The 18,344-nt window shown below is 36.5% G+C and carries 13 protein-coding genes, 1 tRNA gene and 1 pseudogene; 2 read left to right on the plus strand and 13 right to left on the minus strand.

The window, feature by feature from the left end:
- Window positions 1–77: 77 nt before the first annotated feature.
- From AC52CF_RS12615 to holA, 8 genes are all read right to left on the minus strand, one after another.
- Window positions 78–2,021, minus strand: coding sequence for a RagB/SusD family nutrient uptake outer membrane protein (locus tag AC52CF_RS12615; RefSeq protein ID WP_214589406.1), 1,944 nt, complete (start codon window positions 2,019–2,021; stop codon window positions 78–80).
- Window positions 2,022–2,032: 11 nt separating this feature from the next.
- Window positions 2,033–4,912 carry a SusC/RagA family TonB-linked outer membrane protein gene (locus AC52CF_RS12620; protein ID WP_214589405.1) on the minus strand — a complete coding sequence of 960 codons (2,880 nt, stop codon included), beginning with the start codon at window positions 4,910–4,912 and terminating at the stop codon, window positions 2,033–2,035.
- A gap of 94 nt (window positions 4,913–5,006) precedes the next feature.
- Entirely contained in the window at window positions 5,007–6,335 is a 1,329-nt protein-coding gene (gene xylA / locus AC52CF_RS12625) for a xylose isomerase (protein WP_076396190.1), read from the minus strand.
- A 108-nt stretch (window positions 6,336–6,443) separates the two neighbouring features.
- A complete protein-coding gene (locus tag AC52CF_RS12630; protein WP_496517228.1) occupies window positions 6,444–7,928 on the minus strand; it encodes a xylulokinase in 1,485 nt (494 codons plus the stop codon).
- 17 nt (window positions 7,929–7,945) lie between these two features.
- Window positions 7,946–8,662 (minus strand): NUDIX hydrolase, encoded by a 717-nt coding sequence (locus AC52CF_RS12635; RefSeq protein ID WP_214589402.1) that lies wholly within the window; start codon window positions 8,660–8,662, stop codon window positions 7,946–7,948.
- 921 nt (window positions 8,663–9,583) lie between these two features.
- A tRNA-Ser gene (locus AC52CF_RS12640) sits at window positions 9,584–9,668 on the minus strand.
- A 229-nt stretch (window positions 9,669–9,897) separates the two neighbouring features.
- Complete coding sequence (gene trxB / locus AC52CF_RS12645; RefSeq protein ID WP_214589373.1) at window positions 9,898–10,839, minus strand: thioredoxin-disulfide reductase; 942 nt, start codon at window positions 10,837–10,839, stop codon at window positions 9,898–9,900.
- A 184-nt stretch (window positions 10,840–11,023) separates the two neighbouring features.
- Window positions 11,024–12,061 (minus strand): DNA polymerase III subunit delta, encoded by a 1,038-nt coding sequence (gene holA, locus AC52CF_RS12650; RefSeq protein ID WP_214589372.1) that lies wholly within the window; start codon window positions 12,059–12,061, stop codon window positions 11,024–11,026.
- A 7-nt stretch (window positions 12,062–12,068) separates the two neighbouring features.
- Here holA and AC52CF_RS12655 point away from each other — a divergent pair, with 7 nt between their 5' ends.
- Window positions 12,069–12,500 carry a type I restriction enzyme HsdR N-terminal domain-containing protein gene (locus AC52CF_RS12655; protein ID WP_214589371.1) on the plus strand — a complete coding sequence of 144 codons (432 nt, stop codon included), beginning with the start codon at window positions 12,069–12,071 and terminating at the stop codon, window positions 12,498–12,500.
- 839 nt (window positions 12,501–13,339) lie between these two features.
- Window positions 13,340–14,083, plus strand: a complete 744-nt coding sequence (locus AC52CF_RS12660) for a dienelactone hydrolase family protein (RefSeq protein ID WP_214589370.1) — start codon at window positions 13,340–13,342, stop codon at window positions 14,081–14,083.
- Between the two features lie 48 nt (window positions 14,084–14,131).
- Here the strand turns inward: AC52CF_RS12660 and AC52CF_RS12665 are convergent, their stop codons facing one another.
- The 5 genes and pseudogenes from AC52CF_RS12665 to AC52CF_RS12685 form a co-directional block, all read right to left on the minus strand.
- Window positions 14,132–14,362, minus strand: a complete 231-nt coding sequence (locus AC52CF_RS12665; protein WP_214589369.1) for a hypothetical protein — start codon at window positions 14,360–14,362, stop codon at window positions 14,132–14,134.
- Between the two features lie 11 nt (window positions 14,363–14,373).
- Window positions 14,374–14,733, minus strand: coding sequence for a cupin domain-containing protein (locus AC52CF_RS12670; protein ID WP_214589368.1), 360 nt, complete (start codon window positions 14,731–14,733; stop codon window positions 14,374–14,376).
- Window positions 14,734–15,114: 381 nt separating this feature from the next.
- Window positions 15,115–15,645: pseudogene (locus AC52CF_RS12675) on the minus strand (GNAT family N-acetyltransferase).
- A 3-nt stretch (window positions 15,646–15,648) separates the two neighbouring features.
- Window positions 15,649–16,254 (minus strand): DUF2911 domain-containing protein, encoded by a 606-nt coding sequence (locus AC52CF_RS12680; RefSeq protein ID WP_214589366.1) that lies wholly within the window; start codon window positions 16,252–16,254, stop codon window positions 15,649–15,651.
- Window positions 16,255–16,462: 208 nt separating this feature from the next.
- Window positions 16,463–18,340: a hypothetical protein gene (locus AC52CF_RS12685; protein WP_214589365.1), complete on the minus strand. Its 1,878-nt coding sequence runs from the start codon at window positions 18,338–18,340 to the stop codon at window positions 16,463–16,465.
- Window positions 18,341–18,344 lie beyond the last annotated feature (4 nt).

The raw sequence follows: 18,344 nt of genomic DNA on the forward strand, positions 1-18,344 counted from the left end.
ATTTTTAATTAAAAAACAAGGCAGATATTTTAGGATCTGCCCTGTAAACTATATATGAATGTGAAACTAACTCACTTTTAATAACCAGGATTCTGGTATTTTGCTTTTTCTTCAGCAGTTGCACCACTCATGGCATCGATTTGTCCCTGCGGAATCGGTCTCAGATAATGGAACGGCTGAATATTACGTGTTACGGTCTGCGGTGTATGGTTTCCATAAGCAGTACCTCCGATTTTATAAGAAGCTGCGTATTCGCCCCATTTCTGTGTACGTACTAAATCGTACCATCTGTAGAATTCTCCGTAGTATTCACGGGATCTTTCTGCCAGAATATAATCAATAGTAATTACAGAAGGCGTTGCAGCAGTCATTGCGGCACTATTATCTGCAATGTACGTTGTATTTTGAGCGTTATTAAATTTCCATTTTCCTGCTCTTGCACGGATTACATTAATTAAATCTCTCGCCGTCATAGAACCTGAAGCTCCTTTTACAGCTGCTTCTGCTGCGATAAAGTAGAATTCTGAGAATTTTGCTACGTTGAAAGGGCGAGTAAGCCCCGCGTTCGGATATCCCAGTCCGTTTGGATCATCCGTACGGTACGTTCCGATTTTCCACAATCCCGGATAAACAATTCTGCTGATTCCGTTTGGTGCAACTACCCAATCTGCTCTTCCCGGTAATGTACCTGCGCCCACACCGTTTTGCCCTGCTCCTGAAGGATAAGTTGGCGTTTGGGAATCATCGTTAAGGAAGCTCAGAATCGCTCCTCCCGGCTGTACAGGTAAGTTATTGGCATTATACAGAACAGGGTTTGTAACACCTGCTTTGTCCCAATTACCTCTGTAAGTCGTAACAAAAGTACCGTCATATCTTGAATCGGTAGTTTTATCAGCAAATGTATTCTGAATAACTCCAATCGGAGGAGCCATACGAACCCATGGACGACCTAAAGATTGTGTTGCAGCACGCTGTACAGAACTTACAGCAGTAAAGGTTGTTGCAGAACTGCTGCTCTTCAGGTTGGTGTAGTTCCATGTCTGCATCCACGCAGCGAAGTTATCAGGAGCCCATCCGGAACCGAAACCTACAGGATCTGATTCGTTATAAAATGCACTAGCCTGAGTATGATCCGCATATAGCATACATTCGTTGTTTCTGTCGTTTGATCCTACATTGACATCATAAAATGTAGGTTGTAAAGCATATGGACCGGGAGTAGTTATTCCCTGCATAGCTGTGTCATACGCCTGCTGGAAGTACCATTGTGCATTATGACCATCCGGATCGGTTCTTGGAGCGTCCGGATACGTTGGAATGCTGTTCGGATTCTGCAGCCACCATCCGTATGTAAGGTAGGCTTTTGCTAAAAATAATCTTGCAACATTTTTCGTTACTCCTCCCGTTACTCTTGGTGAAGCAGGTAAATTATCTATTGCTTTTCTGAGATCAGGAAAAATTCCTCTGGTGTAAACTTCCGGAACGGTATTTCTTTTAGAAGTTGTTATCGCATTTGTATTGAGTGCAAGTTCTCCTGCTCCCAAATCTAACGGAACTCCTCCATACGTCTGAACCAGCATAAAGTAATCAAATGCTCTGAAGAATCTTGCTTCGGAAATTAATGATTCTGCCACACCAAACTGCGGACCTCTTTCTACAATTCCGTTTGCGGTATTAATAGAAGGGAATACAGATCCCCAAATCATACTCGGAGGGAAAGAAGCGGGCGTAACATTACCATTTCCTGAAAAGTCCAATTCTTTAAAGTTTCCGTCTGCACTCTGTGCAAAAGTAGATTCGTCGGTTCCGTTCTGGCAGTTACTCATGAAGTAGCCGTTACCATACAATAAACGCAAACTTCTGTATAAAGATGTAACCCCTGCTGTTACCCCATCCGGCGTATTAAAATAATCCACCGTATAGTTAGATCTTGGCTGTTCGTCCAGAATTTCATTACAACTGGATAAGCAAAGCGAGAAGAAAAACGCTCCTAAAACTATTTTTTTATTAAACTTGATCATGATTTTGTAATTTAAAAAGATAAATTGATTCCCATTAGATAATTACGTGTAGACGGATTATTGGTTCCTATAATCAGCTGACGCGCATTATAAGGAAGACTGCTGTTTACCGCCTGATTCTGGTTACCGTAAGAGTTCGGTTCAGGATCCATCCCTGATTCTTTATGATAAGGAGAGAAAAGAACCAGAGGATTAGTTACCGTTACATAAATTCTTAAACTATTTAATTTCAGATCATCTAAAAATTCTTTCTTCAAATTATAACCTAGTGTTATTGTTCTCAGTTTAAGATAAGATCCATCGAAGTAAGCAAGAGTAGAACCGTATTTCGGATTATCTCCACTCATTATACCTCCCGGCTTAGGATATCTTACATTCGGATTTTCTGCCGTCCAGTAATCTACATCTACGTTATTCCCTCTTCCCGTTAATCTGTTAAGATAACCCGAAGAACCATAAATAGAACTGATTAAAACACCACCATGCTGAAATGCACCTACAGTACTCAATTCAAAATTTTTGTAAGCAAATCTCATATTGAAACCACCCTGCCAATCCGGAGCTGTATCGATAATTTGTCTGTCGTCCGGACCGATTGCTCTTACCGGAGTACCATCTGCATTGTAACCGCCGGTGTAAAGAACTTTAATCATCCCTATATTACCACCCGGCTCCAATATATTCAGATAAGGATCTCCCTGCTGCCACAAGCCAATGTTCTGATAGTCATAGATCGCATTGATATTATGTCCTACAAACCAATTGTTCGCCACATCACGGGTAGTCCCTGAATTCAAAGCTAAAATCTGATTTCTGTTGGCATACCAGTTAACTCCTGCATCCCAGCTGAAGCCATCAGGATTGTTTATGATCGTACCATTAAGTGAAACTTCCCAACCTTTGTTTTCTATCTGTCCTATATTGTTCGTTACACTTGCAATACCTCCGGATATAGGAAGATTTGTCGGAGATAAAACCTGCTCTGTTTTAGTTCTGTAATACTCTACAGTACCTGTCAATCTATTATTAAATAATCCGAAATCCAAACCGAAGTTATTGGTTTTAGAGTATTCCCAGCCCAACTCTGGATTTGGTGCAGTAGTAATATATACCCCTGTCGTATTTGTATTTCCGAAATTATACGGAACAACCCCTAAAGTACCTTTGGTAGTGTACGGACCAACCGCCTGATTGGAAGTCTGCCCCCATCCGTATCTTAATTTGAACTGATTGATGGCTTTGAGACTCTGCATGAAAGATTCATTCGCCAAATTCCAGCCTAAAGATATTGCGGGATAGGTATGCCATTTGTTACCCGGTGCCAAAACAGATGCACCATCTGCACGAAGCGTTGCTGTAATCATGTATTTATTATCATAGGTGTACATAGCACGTCCCATATACGATATAAGCCCTCTCTGTACATATACCTGATCTTCAGGCTTCACAGAAATATCTGCTTGCGGAGACTGTCCCAAATTGTAATACTGGAAGAAGTCTGACGGTACATTTTTGGCACTCATATAGCTGCTGATATACCGATTTCCTTCTGCAGAGTATAAAGCTACAGCATTAATCTTATGTTTTCCAAAAGTTTTGTCATAGGTTAATAAATTTTCTAATGTCCAGTGATAAGTCTGGCTGTTTCCTTTTCCTGCACTGGAAGGAGCGGCTGAATTCACATTGAAAACCCCTACTCCTGTATAGTTTCCGCTGTTAGAAGTGGTATAATCCAATCCGACATTTAATCTGTATTTCAAACCGCTAATCGGCAAGCTTACTTCTCCATATAAATTATTGTATGAAGAAAGACCTTTGCTTTCATCTACATATTTATCCCCCAGATTTTCGAGGGTTTTTCTGATGTATACCCAGGACTGATCAATATTCGATGCCGTACTAATGGTTCTTTTAATACTTCCATCTGCATTATAAGGGTTTGCTAGCGGAGAGTTGCCCAGAACCGGCGCTCCTGCCACGCCATTCCCTTCTGACACTGTATAGTTGGTATTGGATGTAAATCCGAATTTGAAGCTTTTACCAACCTGTTGATCCAAAGCAATCCTTAGTGAGAATCTTTCATAATTCTGGATCGGAATTAAAGCGTCCTGCTTAAAATAGGATAAACCTACGTTGTAATTACCTCCTTCCGTTCCCCCCGAAACCCCTACATCATGACTGGTCATCATGGCCGGTTTGTAATACAGCTTTTGCCAATCTGTATTGGTGTCTAATGTTTCATCTTTTCCTAATCCGTAAATATTTCCTGCATCAGCTCTTAATTTAGCCAATTTAGGACCGTCCATCATCGGAAACCTTGAAAACAAGGTCTGAACTCCTGTGAAAGAATTGTAAGTAAATCTCGGCTTCTGACCTTTGGAACCTCTGTTTGTTGTTACCAAAATAACTCCGTTCGCTCCTCTGGAACCATAAATCGCAGTTGCAGAAGCATCTTTCAGGATATCTATACTTTTAATGTCACTGGAACTGATGTCACCAAGTGATCCCACAAACGGAATTCCATCAAGAACAATTAACGGATCATTCGCATTGGGTGTTAAAGATCGTGTTCCTCTGATGCGAATCTGCATGCTGGCTCCGGGTTTTGTAGATGTCTGGCTAATATCTACCCCTGCGGTTCTTCCCTGCAATGCCTGAGTAATGTTAGCAGTAGGTACTTCTCTTAAAACATCTCCTTTTACAGATGCTACGGAGCCTGTTACGGCTTCCTTTCTTTGGGTTCCGTACCCGATTACCACTACTTCTTCTATTTTTTTCTCCTTAGCAACAGTATCTTTTTTACTCTGAGAATAGGCTAAACCGGAAGGTAATAAAGCCATTGCAAAAAAGAGCGCGGCTTTATTGGTTTTAGCTAAATAAGATCGATTCATAATTATTACGTTTAATATTAGGGTTGAATAAAAAGGCTATTAATAATTATCGTTTTGAGAAATCCTTAGTGTTTAGCAGCCTTTTTACGTTTATTTAGATATACATATTCACAATCGCTTCAAACAATTCCTGCTTTCCGCTTTTTGGCTGTGGTTCCCCAATTTCATGAGCTATCCTCTGAAGATCTTCCAAAGTAAGCGTTCCTGCTTCAAAAGCCTTTCCGTTTCCGTTATCGAAAGATGCGTAACGGTCTGTTCTCAGTTTTTTATAATCTGAATTTTCAAGAATATCTGCTGCGGCTAATAATCCTTTCGCGAAAACATCCATTCCCGAAATATGAGAAATAAACAAATCTTCAGGATCAATAGAGTTTCTTCTGATTTTAGCATCGAAGTTAACTCCTCCGTTTCCTAAACCTCCTGCAGGAAGTAACACCAGCCATGCCTGAACCATATCTAAATAATCTACCGGAAACTGATCTGTATCCCATCCGTTCTGATAGTCTCCTCTGTTTGCATCGATGCTTCCTAAAAGTCCTGCATCTACCGCCACCTGAAGCTCATGCTCGAAAGTATGACCTGCTAGTGTTGCGTGGTTCACTTCAATATTTAATTTAAAATCTTTATCTAATCCGTAATGTCTCAGGAAGCCGATCACCGTTTCAGAATCGTAATCATACTGGTGTTTTGTAGGCTCCATCGGTTTGGGCTCAATAAGGAAAGTTCCTGTAAAACCCTGCTGACGGGCGTAGTCTCTGGACATGGTAAGAAAACGTGCCAAATGGTCTTTTTCACGCTTCATATCGGTATTTAAAAGACTCATGTAACCTTCTCTTCCTCCCCAGAACACATAGTTTTCGCCACCAAGAGCAATTGTAGCATCAATAGAATTTTTAACCTGAGTTCCTGCGCACGCAACAACATCAAAATTCGGGTTCGTGGAAGCTCCGTTCATGTATCTTTCATGAGTGAAAACGTTTGCCGTTCCCCATAAAAGTTTAATTCCGGTTTCCTGCTGCTTTTGTTTTGCATATTCCACTACAGCCTGAAGATTCTTCTCGTAGTCTTTCCAGTTATCGGCAGGATCTACAAGATCGATGTCGTGAAAACAGTAATAGTTAAAACCCATTTTAGACATGAATTCAAACCCTGCGTCCATTTTATGCATTGCTCTGGTTACGGCATCGTTTCCGATGTCCCATGGATGATGAATTGTTGGTCCTCCAAACGGATCGCTTCCGTTTGCACATAAGGTATGCCACCAAGCCATTGCAAAACGTGTCCAGTCTTTCATAGGTTTTCCCATCACAATTCTTTCTGCATCATAATATCTGAAAGCCATCGGATTCCTGCTTTCTTTTCCTTCAAATTTGATTTTGTCGATACCTGTAAAAAACTCTTTTGTACCTGTTAAAGTGTTCATATATTTGTTTTAATTTTTAGTTTAATTTTAAAATTCAGCATAAAGTTTCCCTGCTCACTGATTCTGAAGAATCAATAAGTACAATAAAAAATCTTTTTGTATTGGTGATTATACTATTTCGTTAAGATGCTGTTTCCATCTTGAATAGGCTTCTAAGTATTGTTCTCTTTTTTCCAGTTGCGGTTCTATTACGGCTATTCTTTCCAGAGAGGCAAAGGCTTCCTTAGAATCTACGTAAAAGCCTATTCCCATTCCTGCGGCTCTTGCAGCACCTACCGCTCCGTCGGTATCATAAAGTTCAATAACGGCATTGCTTACTCCCGCCAGTGATTTTCTGAAAATTGAACTCAGGAACATATTGGCATTTCCTGCACGGATCACCTGAATATCCATCCCGATATTTCTCATGATGTCCATTCCGTATTCATAGGAAAATACTATTCCCTCCTGTGCGGCACGCAGAATATCTCCTTTGGTATGGATATTAAAATTAATCCCGTGAATGGAGCAATTGGTTTCTTTATTTTCGAGTACTCTTTCTGCTCCGTTTCCGAAAGGGATGATGCTTAATCCTTTGGCTCCTACCGGTGAAAGCGATGCCATGTCGTTCATGTCTCCGTAAGAAGACAGGGAGGTTGCCAGATTATGTTTTAACCAGGAATTTAAAATTCCTGTTCCGTTAATGCAAAGTAAAACTCCTAATCTCGTTAATTCTTCGGTATGATTAACGTGCGCGAAAGTATTTACTCTTGATAGTTTATCGTAGTCTAATTTATCTAAAACACCGTAAACAACGCCTGAAGTTCCTGCTGTGGAAGCGATTTCTCCAGGATTAAAAACATTGAGTGATAATGCATTATTCGGCTGATCTCCTGCTCTGTAGGAAATGGGTGTTCCTTCTTTTAAGCCTAATTCCTCTGCCGCTACGGCAGAAACTGCTGACTGAATTCCGAATGTAGGTACGATTTCAGGAAAAAAGCTTTTCGGAATCCCGTAATAATTAATGACATCTTCTGAGATGCAATTGTTTTTAAAGTCCCAGAAAATCCCTTCTGACAAGCCTTCAACCGTTATTCCGATCTCTCCGGAAAGTCTCATGGCAATGTAATCTCCTGGAAGCATTATTTTGTCTATTTTTTCGAAAATTTCCGGCTCATTCTCTTTTACCCAGGCTAATTTTGAAGCGGTGAAATTCCCGGGAGAATTTAAGAGATGAGATAAACATTTTTCTTCTCCGATTTCTTTAAAGGCTTTTTCTCCATAAGGAACAGCACGGCTGTCGCACCAGATGATGGAGGGTCTTAACAGGTTCTGATCTTTGTCTACCAAAATTAAACCATGCATTTGCCAGGTAATACCAATTCCTTTAATGTCTTCCGCATTTATACCGGCTTCATGCATTACCGCTTCATGAGCCAGCTTCAGATTTGTCCACCAGTCGACAGGATTCTGCTCTGCCCAACCGGGATGAATTGCAGTAATTTTCATCTCTTTTTTAGGTGAAAATTCGGATGCGATTACTTTTCCGCTGGATGCTTCAACGAGACAAACTTTCACAGAAGAACTGCCGATATCATAGCCTAGTAAGTACATATAGTTTTAAAAAGGTATTATTTTATTAGTTTAGTATTGTTTTTCTTGTAAATTTTGGCATCGAATTTATAATATCTGGCTGCACGATGCGATACGTTCTTTTCAATCTCATCCAATGGTATAATATAATTGAACGAGGAGATTTTTTTATGAAAGTTTTTAATATCAATTTGTTTTTCACTTAATGCACTGTACAACTGATAGAGCTGTCTAATGGTAAACTTTTTTGGAAGAAGCTCAAATATAATAGAGAAATCCACTTCTATCCATTTTCTTACCTCCCCTAAAGATTCATTAATAATTTTATTATGATCAAACGGCAGAGAAGGAACCTCATCAATGGGAAACCAATCTACCGTGCTGTATTTTGTACTGTTAATCTTATGATCAATCTTACACAGAGAAAGATAGGCAACGGTAATAATTCTGTCGATATGCTGTTTGTACTCTGTTCCCATCCATTGGATATCGTTTTCATTATTGGCTCTCATAGGATCTGCAAAACACTTAAATTGTTTCAGAACCATTTTTTTAATTCCTGTAAGCTCGTGCAGCACCCTTTCTGCAGCATCGTCCACATCTTCATCACTAAAAATGAGACTTCCCGGAAGTTTTATCTGTCTTTCTTCATCAAGATGCCTTTCTACTAATAAGATATTTAATCTGTTTTCATGGTCGAAACCAAAAACAACACAGTCAACCGAAACATAGGTATGTATAAAATTGGGGCTCATGCAAGTGTTAACATTTATGTAACATGACAAATATAAAAATTCAAATGAATAAAAAAAATAATTTTCACACTAAGACCTAAATATCAGCAATTTACATATCGATTTTTTATGAAAACATTCACATACAAATTATGATAAGGTTATCATTAAAATTACACTTATCAATATTGTAATGCATCAATTAACAAGTATTTATGATGGAGATTACAATAAGAAAATAAGTGATTTTTTTAGATAAATATTATGATAAGAATTGTAAAAAAAATAACCTAAAAAAAATACAAACAAGTGTAAAAAAAACACTTTTAAAGCTAAAAAACGTTAAAAATTGATATTTTTTTTTACCGTTTTTGCATGTAAGCGATTAGAAAATTACAAATAACAGAATTCAGCATAAATTAAAATAAATTATTTCAGGTAAAATAAAGTTTAAATATCATCTGTAGAAAATTAATTTTAGCAGCTTTCAAAATCAATAAATACAAAAACAGAAATACATCCGGAACCCTTTTTAATACCATAAGAAATTCAATTTGTAAATTCTCTTTTGCCAATGATTACCGCTTTTAAACGTCAGTTTTAGAATATCATGCTCTGTACTTCCGGGAATATTAATTTACTTTAAACTACAACTTATAATTGAGTTGAAAGTATATTGCAACTTATAAAATCTTTTAATTTGCAGATTAATTATGAACCAAATAATAATTTAACAGAAAATAAACGGATGGTACTACAGAAAATGAAGAGCTTAATCAGATAAATAACAGAACGTTTTTCTTATTCAGAGCAGCTAAACTTTTTGTATAGTCCCCAGATTTTTCGCTTGATCCCTTTTGAGCCTGATCCTAAAAACGTCTGAAATTACATATGCAGTAATAAAAAAAATCCTTCAAATTTTACTTTGAAGGATTTTTTTTGCGGAGAGTGAGGGATTCGAACCCCCGGACCTGTTACAGTCAACAGTTTTCAAGACTGCCGCAATCGACCACTCTGCCAACTCTCCAGAAACTCCGATTATATCGTTGTTTTCAGTGGTGCAAATATAGAACGTTTTTCAATTCTGACAAAATATTTTCCTGACAAATTTTAACAAAAATTAATAATGAACTAAAAATCAGGTGAATTATTTCGGTTAAAAACTCTAATTATACCCTTTTAAAAATAATTTTTGTGCGAATTGTAAACAAAAAACGCATCCCGAAAGATGCGTTTTTATATTTAATTTCTTAAGATTAATGCAATTCTGCAAGATACTTCTCTGCATCCATGGCTGCCATACAACCGCTTCCCGCAGCTGTAATCGCCTGTCTGTAGATGTGATCCTGAACATCTCCTGCTGCAAAAACTCCCGGAAGATTTGTTCTTGAAGAACCTTTTTCCGTTACAATATATCCGTTTTCATCCAGATCAATCTGTCCCACGAAAATATCTGTATTCGGCTTGTGACCAATGGCAATGAAAATTCCGTGGACATCAATGGTAGATTTTTCCTGAGTCTGATTATTAATGACTACCGCTCTTTCCACAAGGTTATTTTCTCCTTCAATACCGATTAACTCGTGGTGGAACTTCACTTCAATATTGGGCGTATTATTCACTCTGTGAACCATTGCTTTAGAAGCTCTGAATTCATTTTTTCTGACCAACATGGTTACTTTGTTCACCAGCTTTGCAAGATAAGTTGCTTCTTCTGCTGCTGTATCTCCTGCTCCTACCACCACAACATCTTTTCCTCTATAGAAAAATCCGTCACACGTCGCACAGGCAGAAACTCCTCCTCCGTTGTATTTTTTTTCGTCATCAAGACCTAAATATTTTGCAGTAGCTCCGGTAGAAATAATTACTGTTTTTGCATAAATTTCTTTATTTCCTGCGTACAGCTTATGAACTCCTCCCACTTCTTTTGAAAATTCAACTTTAGTAATCATTTCATAATGTACTTTTGTTTCGAATCTTTCAGCCTGCTTCTGCAAATCCATCATCATTTCAGGACCTGTAATTCCGTTGGGATATCCCGGAAAGTTGTCGACTTCAGTAGTTGTAGTCAATTGTCCGCCCGGCTCCAGACCTGTGTACAGTTCAGGTTTTAAGTCTGCTCTTGCTGCATAAATTGCCGCTGTGAAACCAGAAGGTCCAGATCCAACGATCACACAATCTAAAATGTTTTGCTCCATATTCTGCTTTTCAAAAAAATTTAAAATTTCCGAGTGCTAATTTCGGAATTTTTACTGTTTATTTAAAGTTATTTTAATGATAGTTGTCAATATCTAATATGTTGAATTTCGATAGTAGTTTTTAAATGCCGATTATTAGTTGATGATACAATTGAGGTCAATCAGTCAGCAACAGTTATCAAAATCATACTTTCATTTTAATTTTATCGACATTTATAATTTTGTAAACCAATTCTTTAATCAGTTCTGCTTCGCTCATATTTACTGCGCCCAATCCTTTTCCTTTCATGTCGAATTCTCTTAAAATTGAAATGACTCTGGTTGCATGTTTTAATGGATACAATCTCGCCGATTCTGCATAATCTTTTATAAAATAAGGATTTACGCCCATTTGTGCAGCAATTGTCTGAGGTGGCTGACCCATCATCGTGTTATAAATAATGACATTGGAAAAGTAATTGTATAAACTTGCCAACATCATCACAAAAGGATTGTTTTTAGGGTTTTTGCCCATAAAATGTGCAATTTTAAATGCTGCGTTGGCATTTTTTGTTCCTAAAGCTTTCTGTAATTCAAAAACATTGTATTCTTTGCTGATTCCGATATGGTTTTCGATGATGGTTCCGTCTAAAATTTCACCTTCTTTCAGGATAATTTTCAGTTTATTCAGCTCATTGGCAATTCTTGAAAGGTCGTTTCCTAAATATTCTGCTAAAAGATGTGAGATATTGGGAGCTGTTTTTATTTTTAGTGCGGCACATTCGTCTGCAATCCATTTGGGAAGGTTGTTTTCGCGGATTGATTCGCTTAAAAATAATGCTTTCGCTTTTTCTAAAGATTTGGTGACTTTCTTCCTACTGTCTAATTTTTTATGTTTGTGTGCAAAAACCAGAACGGTGGACGGAACAGGATTCTGAACGTATATTTCCAGAGCATTGCTTTCGCTTTCGGCGAGTCTTAAATCCTGCGCTTCTTTTACAATGATAACCTGTTTGTCGCCCATCATGGGAAACTGTCTCGCCAAAGAAAGAACTTCCTGATAAGTGGTATCTTTCCCATAGACTACGGTTTGGTTGAATGCTTTTTCATCTTCCGTCAGAAAGTCGTGTTCGAGAGCTTTTACAGCAAGATCTATAAAGTAGGGTTCTTCTCCGTGAAAAAAATAAATCGGTAAAACTTCTTTATTTTTAATATTTTTGAGGATTAAATCTAATTCTTTCATCTTATAAATGGAACTTCCAAAACTGAATTTTCAGGAAACTTTTGATTTTAAATTCAAGAAAGACAAAGATAAGTTTTTTATTTATGATTTGGTTCGTAAAACTTACCTTTTGCTGACTCCTGAAGAGTGGGTACGGCAACACTGGATCCATTATTATCTTACGGTACAGTCCTACTCTGCTTCTGCATTAATTACGGAAAAAAAGATTGTTTTAAATGGTTTAACGAAGAGGGTTGATCTTTTAATTACTGAAAAAGCACAGCCTAAAATTTTAATTGAATGCAAAGCTCCGCAAATTAAATTAACCGAAAAGACTTTTGAGCAGACTGCAAGATATAATTCTGTGATCGGAGCGAAAGAGATTGTTCTGACGAATGGTTTGCAGCATATTCATGCGTATTATGAGAATGAGCAGTATCTGTTTTATAAGCCGGAGTGAGGTTGAGATTGAGGTTAAGGTTAAGATTGATTGAGGTTGAGGCTAAGTTTTAGGTTGATTGAGTTAAATTGATGATGAAAATTTAAATGATAAACTTTACAACTAATTCAGAATTAACCACAAAAGCGCTCAAAAGAATAAAAATCAAAAATTTTTAAAAACTATTGTGAGCTTTTTCATTTATAATAATCAACTTTAAATAAAAAATTTAGTAGATATTTTGCAGCTTTTGCGGTTAAATAAAAAGTTTAAACAGACTCTATATCTTATTTTTATTGATTTTGAGTTATTTTTAGTAATTTAAATTCCTGATTATTTTTCAATAATTTAGAAATGCATTGTTTGTTGTTTTATGAAAAACTTGTTTAAACTTTTTTACCGCAAAATATTGTAACACTTTAGTTGTTTAAGTTTAATAATTAAATGGAAAAAAGAGCACATAAGTTAAAAAAATCAAAGATTTTTTCTCTTTGCAGACTTTTGAAATACTTTAAGTAAATTCAATAAAGTCTTTTGTCTCTTTTGCTGTTAAATTTAAAATTAGTTTAAACAAACTTGAAAATTTGGGGTTTGATTAAATGAAAAATCTTGAATTTTGAGAGAACAAAAGATGTTCATAATTTTTATTGATTAAATCTTAACAGGCAATGGCTGAATTTGGCAGAACTATTGATGGTATTGTTACAACATTGATTAACAGACAGATATTTAGCCCTGATTGAGCGGCATGTCTGAGCTCTTTTCTGAATTTCGGCGGTGGCTTCGCCACCGCCGAAATTCAGAAAAAGCGAGTAGCGAAAGCGGGAAACAGCTCCTAAAAAAAAATTAAATTACAAAATATGATACGTTCACTTTTATTGTCTTCATTTTTAATGACTTCGGTGACTTTTTTTGGTCAGAATCTGAAACCTGTGGCTTACCAGGACGGCGCGCAGAAACTTAACGGACTGGTTACTTCCAATGCGGGAAAGAAACTTCCGGGAGTTCTGATTCTTCCTGCGTGGAAAGGAATTGATGATGAAGCGAAAACAGCCGCTGCCGAACTTGAAAAACAAGGCTACGTTGCTTTTATTGCGGATATTTACGGTGAGGGAAATATTCCGACCAATATGGATACGGCTGCGAAAAATTCGGGATATTACAAGAAAAATTACGAAGCGTACCAGAAGAGAATTTCACTTGCACTGGAACAATTGAAAAAAAACGGGGCAATTCCTGAAAAAATTGCGGTAATCGGCTATTGTTTCGGAGGAACGGGAGCTTTGGAATCAGCGAGGGGAAATCTTCCTGTGGTGGGAGTTGTTTCTATCCACGGAAGCATCGGAAAAGATCAGGCGAGAAAAAACGGACCGATCTTGACAAAAATTCTGGTGGAAAATCCTGCCGATGACAGAGGGGTAAGTCCGGAAGATTACAATAATCTGGTGAAGGAAATGAATGATGGAAACGCAGACTGGCAGATTATTACGTATGCACACTCCAAACATACTTTTACTGATCCTAAATCGCCGGATTACAATGAAGTGATGGCGAAAAGAGCGTGGAACCACACGCTGATGTTTTTAAAAGAACTTCTGAAATAATTATAATCTTCATAAAAAAACGACCTCCAAAATTAGAGGTCGTTTTCTTTATAGTTCGCTTGTCGTGTTGCAGTCAGAACACCAGAAATATTCGGTTTCTTTGTCTTTAAGCTTTGTTTTTGTTTTGTTTCCACAGTTTTCGCAAATGTATTTCTCACTTTCGCTTTTCTTTGCTTCGTAATCACAATTGAAACAGCTCCAAACGGTTAGATGAGACTTTCCGTTGATAAACCATGTAAAGGAATTTTCTTTACATTTCGGACAAATTTGTAGTGCCATACTTTTATTCTTTATTCTTCCCTGTTTACAAGATCCATAGAAAAAGCCGGAAGACAGATGGCAACATATTCACATTCTTCTGAAAACGGATTGCTGTATCGCACTCTTGCTCCTTTTTCTATTAAAATACTTTGTCCTTTTTCTAAAACAACTGTTTCTCCGTCAATTTCAAATTGTTTTTTTCCTGAAATAATTAAGGTGAATTCATCAAATTCGGGAGTCTGATGCGGTTCGCTCCAGTTGGGCGGTGTAACCATGTGTGCAATGGAAATATTGGAATTTCCTGTTGAATTTCCCCAGTGTTCTTCGATGAGTTTTCCGTCTGTGGTAGGAACAACGAATGGGGATTGCTGAATTTTATATTTCTTCATATTATTTATTTTTTATTTTTTGAACACTAAGTAAACAAAGTTTTTTACTAGTGATCGCTTTTTAGTTTCACAAAGCCGTTTCACTTATAAAAACTCACGCAGATCAATAAGATCTGAATTGTTAAACCATAGGATGTTAAAACTTAATAGTTATAACCATCGCAAAGGCGCAAAATATTCATTAAATATTGTCTTATCTTAAGGCGCAAAGATTTTATCTGCGATAAAATTAAGTATCAATCCTGATTGAAAATCTTTGATTTTCTTGCGCCTTAAAGGTTTGAGATTGATAAAAATCTTGCGCCTTTGCGTTTTCCAATAAGACTATTTTTATTTTAAAAAATTTTAAACAAACTCCATATGTGAAATCTGCAAAAAAAATTAAACCCAATGATTTTCTTTTCTGATTTCATACACAAAGTTAGTTCTCGTCGGTTCTCCGAAATACGCGACTTCCTGCTCCGCAATTTTCTTTCCGCCTAATCTTTCCAAAGCAATCTGGGAACGGTAATTTTCTTTCCCGATATGAAAATGAACCACGTCTACAAACTGAAAAATATAATCGAGCATTAATTTCTTGATCTGTGGATTGATTCATTTTCCCCAAGATTTTGTTCCGTAAAATGTGTAGCCGATAAAAATACTGTTCTCTGCTTCATCATAATCATAAAAACGGCTGCTTCCTAAAACGGCTCCTGTTTCTTTTTCAATAATTTTAAAGGCACCTTTGCTTTCTATTGCTCCTCTGAAAAAATTTTCGAAAACTTCTCTTTGGAAGCGGTCTTTATTAGGATGCTGTTCCCATACTTTAGGATCGGAAGCCACTTCGTATAAAGACTCAAAATCCCCTTGTTGTAAGGGGATTAACTGATATTTTTCATTTTCTAAAACAGTCTGAATAGAAAAGTTCATTTCTTAGCCTTTTGTTTTTGCTGCGTCTGACTCGATTTTTTTGATTTCCTTCAGCTTATCTGCAATTTTACTTACTGCTTCAGGACTTGACGGTTTTAAAGCAACTTCCGCCTGAGAAAGATCCCACTTTAACACAAGGTTGGCTGAGTTTTCGCCTGTCGGATTCAGAGTAATTTCGAACCATTCCTGCTTGTCTGCTAATTTATTAACCGGAACTGTAACATCTACAACGTCCTGTTTTGCATCATATGTATAAGCTCCCCACTGCTGGAAATCTTTGTTTAAGATTACTTTCCATTCTTTTTCTGTCGGAACGATGAATAATCCATAAGTTCCTGCCGGAACAATTTTTCCGCCGAAGTTTACAGATTGTCCGAAAGTAATTTTGGTGGATGAATTCGCTCCTGCTCTCCAAACCTGTCCGTAAGGAACCAGTTCTCCGAAGATTTTACGTCCTTTCACCCCCGGTCTTCCGTAATCGATCGTGATTTTAGACATTGAAAACTGCTGCTCTACTTTCTGGCGCGGACTTGCTACCGGTACAGAATAATCCTGAGCAAAACTGAAAACTGAAGCTGATATACAAATTGCAAATAGTAACTTTTTCACTTTTTTAAATTTTGCCTAAAATTACAAAATTGAATATAAAAACCATTTTCTGACATGATAAAATTTGTTAAAATGCCATTTTTAATTTCTTGTTTAAGTAAGCTTTTTTATTGTTTCAACCTGTTTTAAGTTTAACTACAAAAGATATTTTAGAAAGCTATTTTCAAAATAATCAAAAGTTTAGATAAGTTTCAATCGTTAATGAAAATTAATTCGGCATTGCTTTCCATTTATGCAGAACAGAAGTATACAGATACATAAAGACAAATCCGCAGCATAAAATTATATAACTGAGATTGAATTCTAATGTTTTAATAATTGTAGGACAGTTATAAGACATAATATTGATCTGGTCACAGCTTCTTTCCTGATGGATATTAATGATAAAAAAGATCAGCAAAACAAAAAGAGCAAAGCCATTCATCGAGATGTTAATGAGAATTGAGGCAATAATTTTTTTAAGACTTTTCATCATTACAATTGGAAGCAGTAAAATCACCAGTCCTATAAAAAAAACAAAATAGGAAACAAAAAATTCAATTTCACTTCTACCGCCTGAAGCTGAAAATAATACTGTTACCAGAACAACTGCCAAGAATAAAACGCCTGCACTAATCACGCTGAAAAGAAGAGATTTAAGCCCTGTTATTCTGAAGCTGAAAATAATGGTAGAGAGGAAAAATGCGATCCAGATGTAAATATGAATATTTTCTGAAAAGAAATCCGTAGATTTTATAATATCTACATTATTCAGAAGATTCTGAAGATTGTCTGAATAATAGTAGTAATCTGTCGTGTTATTCTTAAAATATTCCGCCGGAGAAAGCTGGTTATCAATATCCGGATTAAAGTCTCTGATCTGAACGGAATCATTCACCACTTCACCGTCAACAACAGCAACAGCAGAATCTGCAACAGTTTCGGTGTACACATAATTTCCGTCTTCGTCCGTTGGCGGATTATTTACATCATATTCTTCACCAGGAACCGGTTTATATTTTTTAATAAAATATCTGACGTTGAAATCATTGGGATAATAGATCATTTTCACCCAGCTTTTTGAATCAAGGTTATTGTTGATTCCGAATTTTTTTGAAATATCAAGAAAACTTTTCAGCAGCTTTTCAATTTCAGCAGGATTTTTTTTATTCAGCAGATCCGTTGTAAATCTGTTGATTTCGAATCTCTTCTTTTTATAAGAGTCTTTAACCATCTGATTATATCCATCATAAGGTTCTTCAACAGAATATTGCATCCTCAAATAATCTTTTCCTGAATCATCATCACTATAAAATACATCAGAAAAATTATAATACGTTAAATCCGTGGTATTGATGTAGGATGACATATCCACGACATCTTTTTTGAAATAGTAGGTTGCAGAACCTTTTTTATTTTCTTCATACGCCAGATTCTTTTTGGTTTCACCTGACGGGAAAAGGAAATCTCCGTATTTATCTTTTTTATAAACGGTTTTTGAATATAAGTTATAGAACTGATAAACCCTGTTATAGTACACAAAATATTTCTGATTCCGGTCTATTTTATTAATATCCGTTTCGCAATACAAATCGTAAAACTTTGGAAAAGTTCTGTTATCCAAAGTATAATGCTCAAGATCCTGAGAAAGAAAAGCATTGGCTTTATTAATAACGTTGATATTTTCAGTCATTTCCTGATCGGGATATTTGTTTTTAATAAACAATTTAAAACCCGTCATATAAGAAAAATAAAAAGTAGTACCTGCAAAAAGAATAATGAAGTACTGAACAAACTGCAGGAACAATTTTCCTTTTGAAGAAGGATAAAAGTTTTTGAATGCGTTATTTTTAAACATCATAATCAGCCATCCTACCATCATGAGAACCGAAATAATGAGGTGGATAAAAATCATTCCTTCGCGGAAATAGTCATCTTTTACATTCATTTTCTGTAAAGAGACCGGATCAGCGTGAGAAATATAGCCTACTATAAAAAAGAAAATATGAAGAACTGCACTCGCCAAAAGCATCCATACAATTCTGGTATTCCATACCGTTGGATATTTTTCGAGCAGAAATTGATTAATTTTATTTATTTTTTGCATTTTT

The sequence above is a fragment of the Chryseobacterium sp. 2P genome, assembly GCF_059579425.1.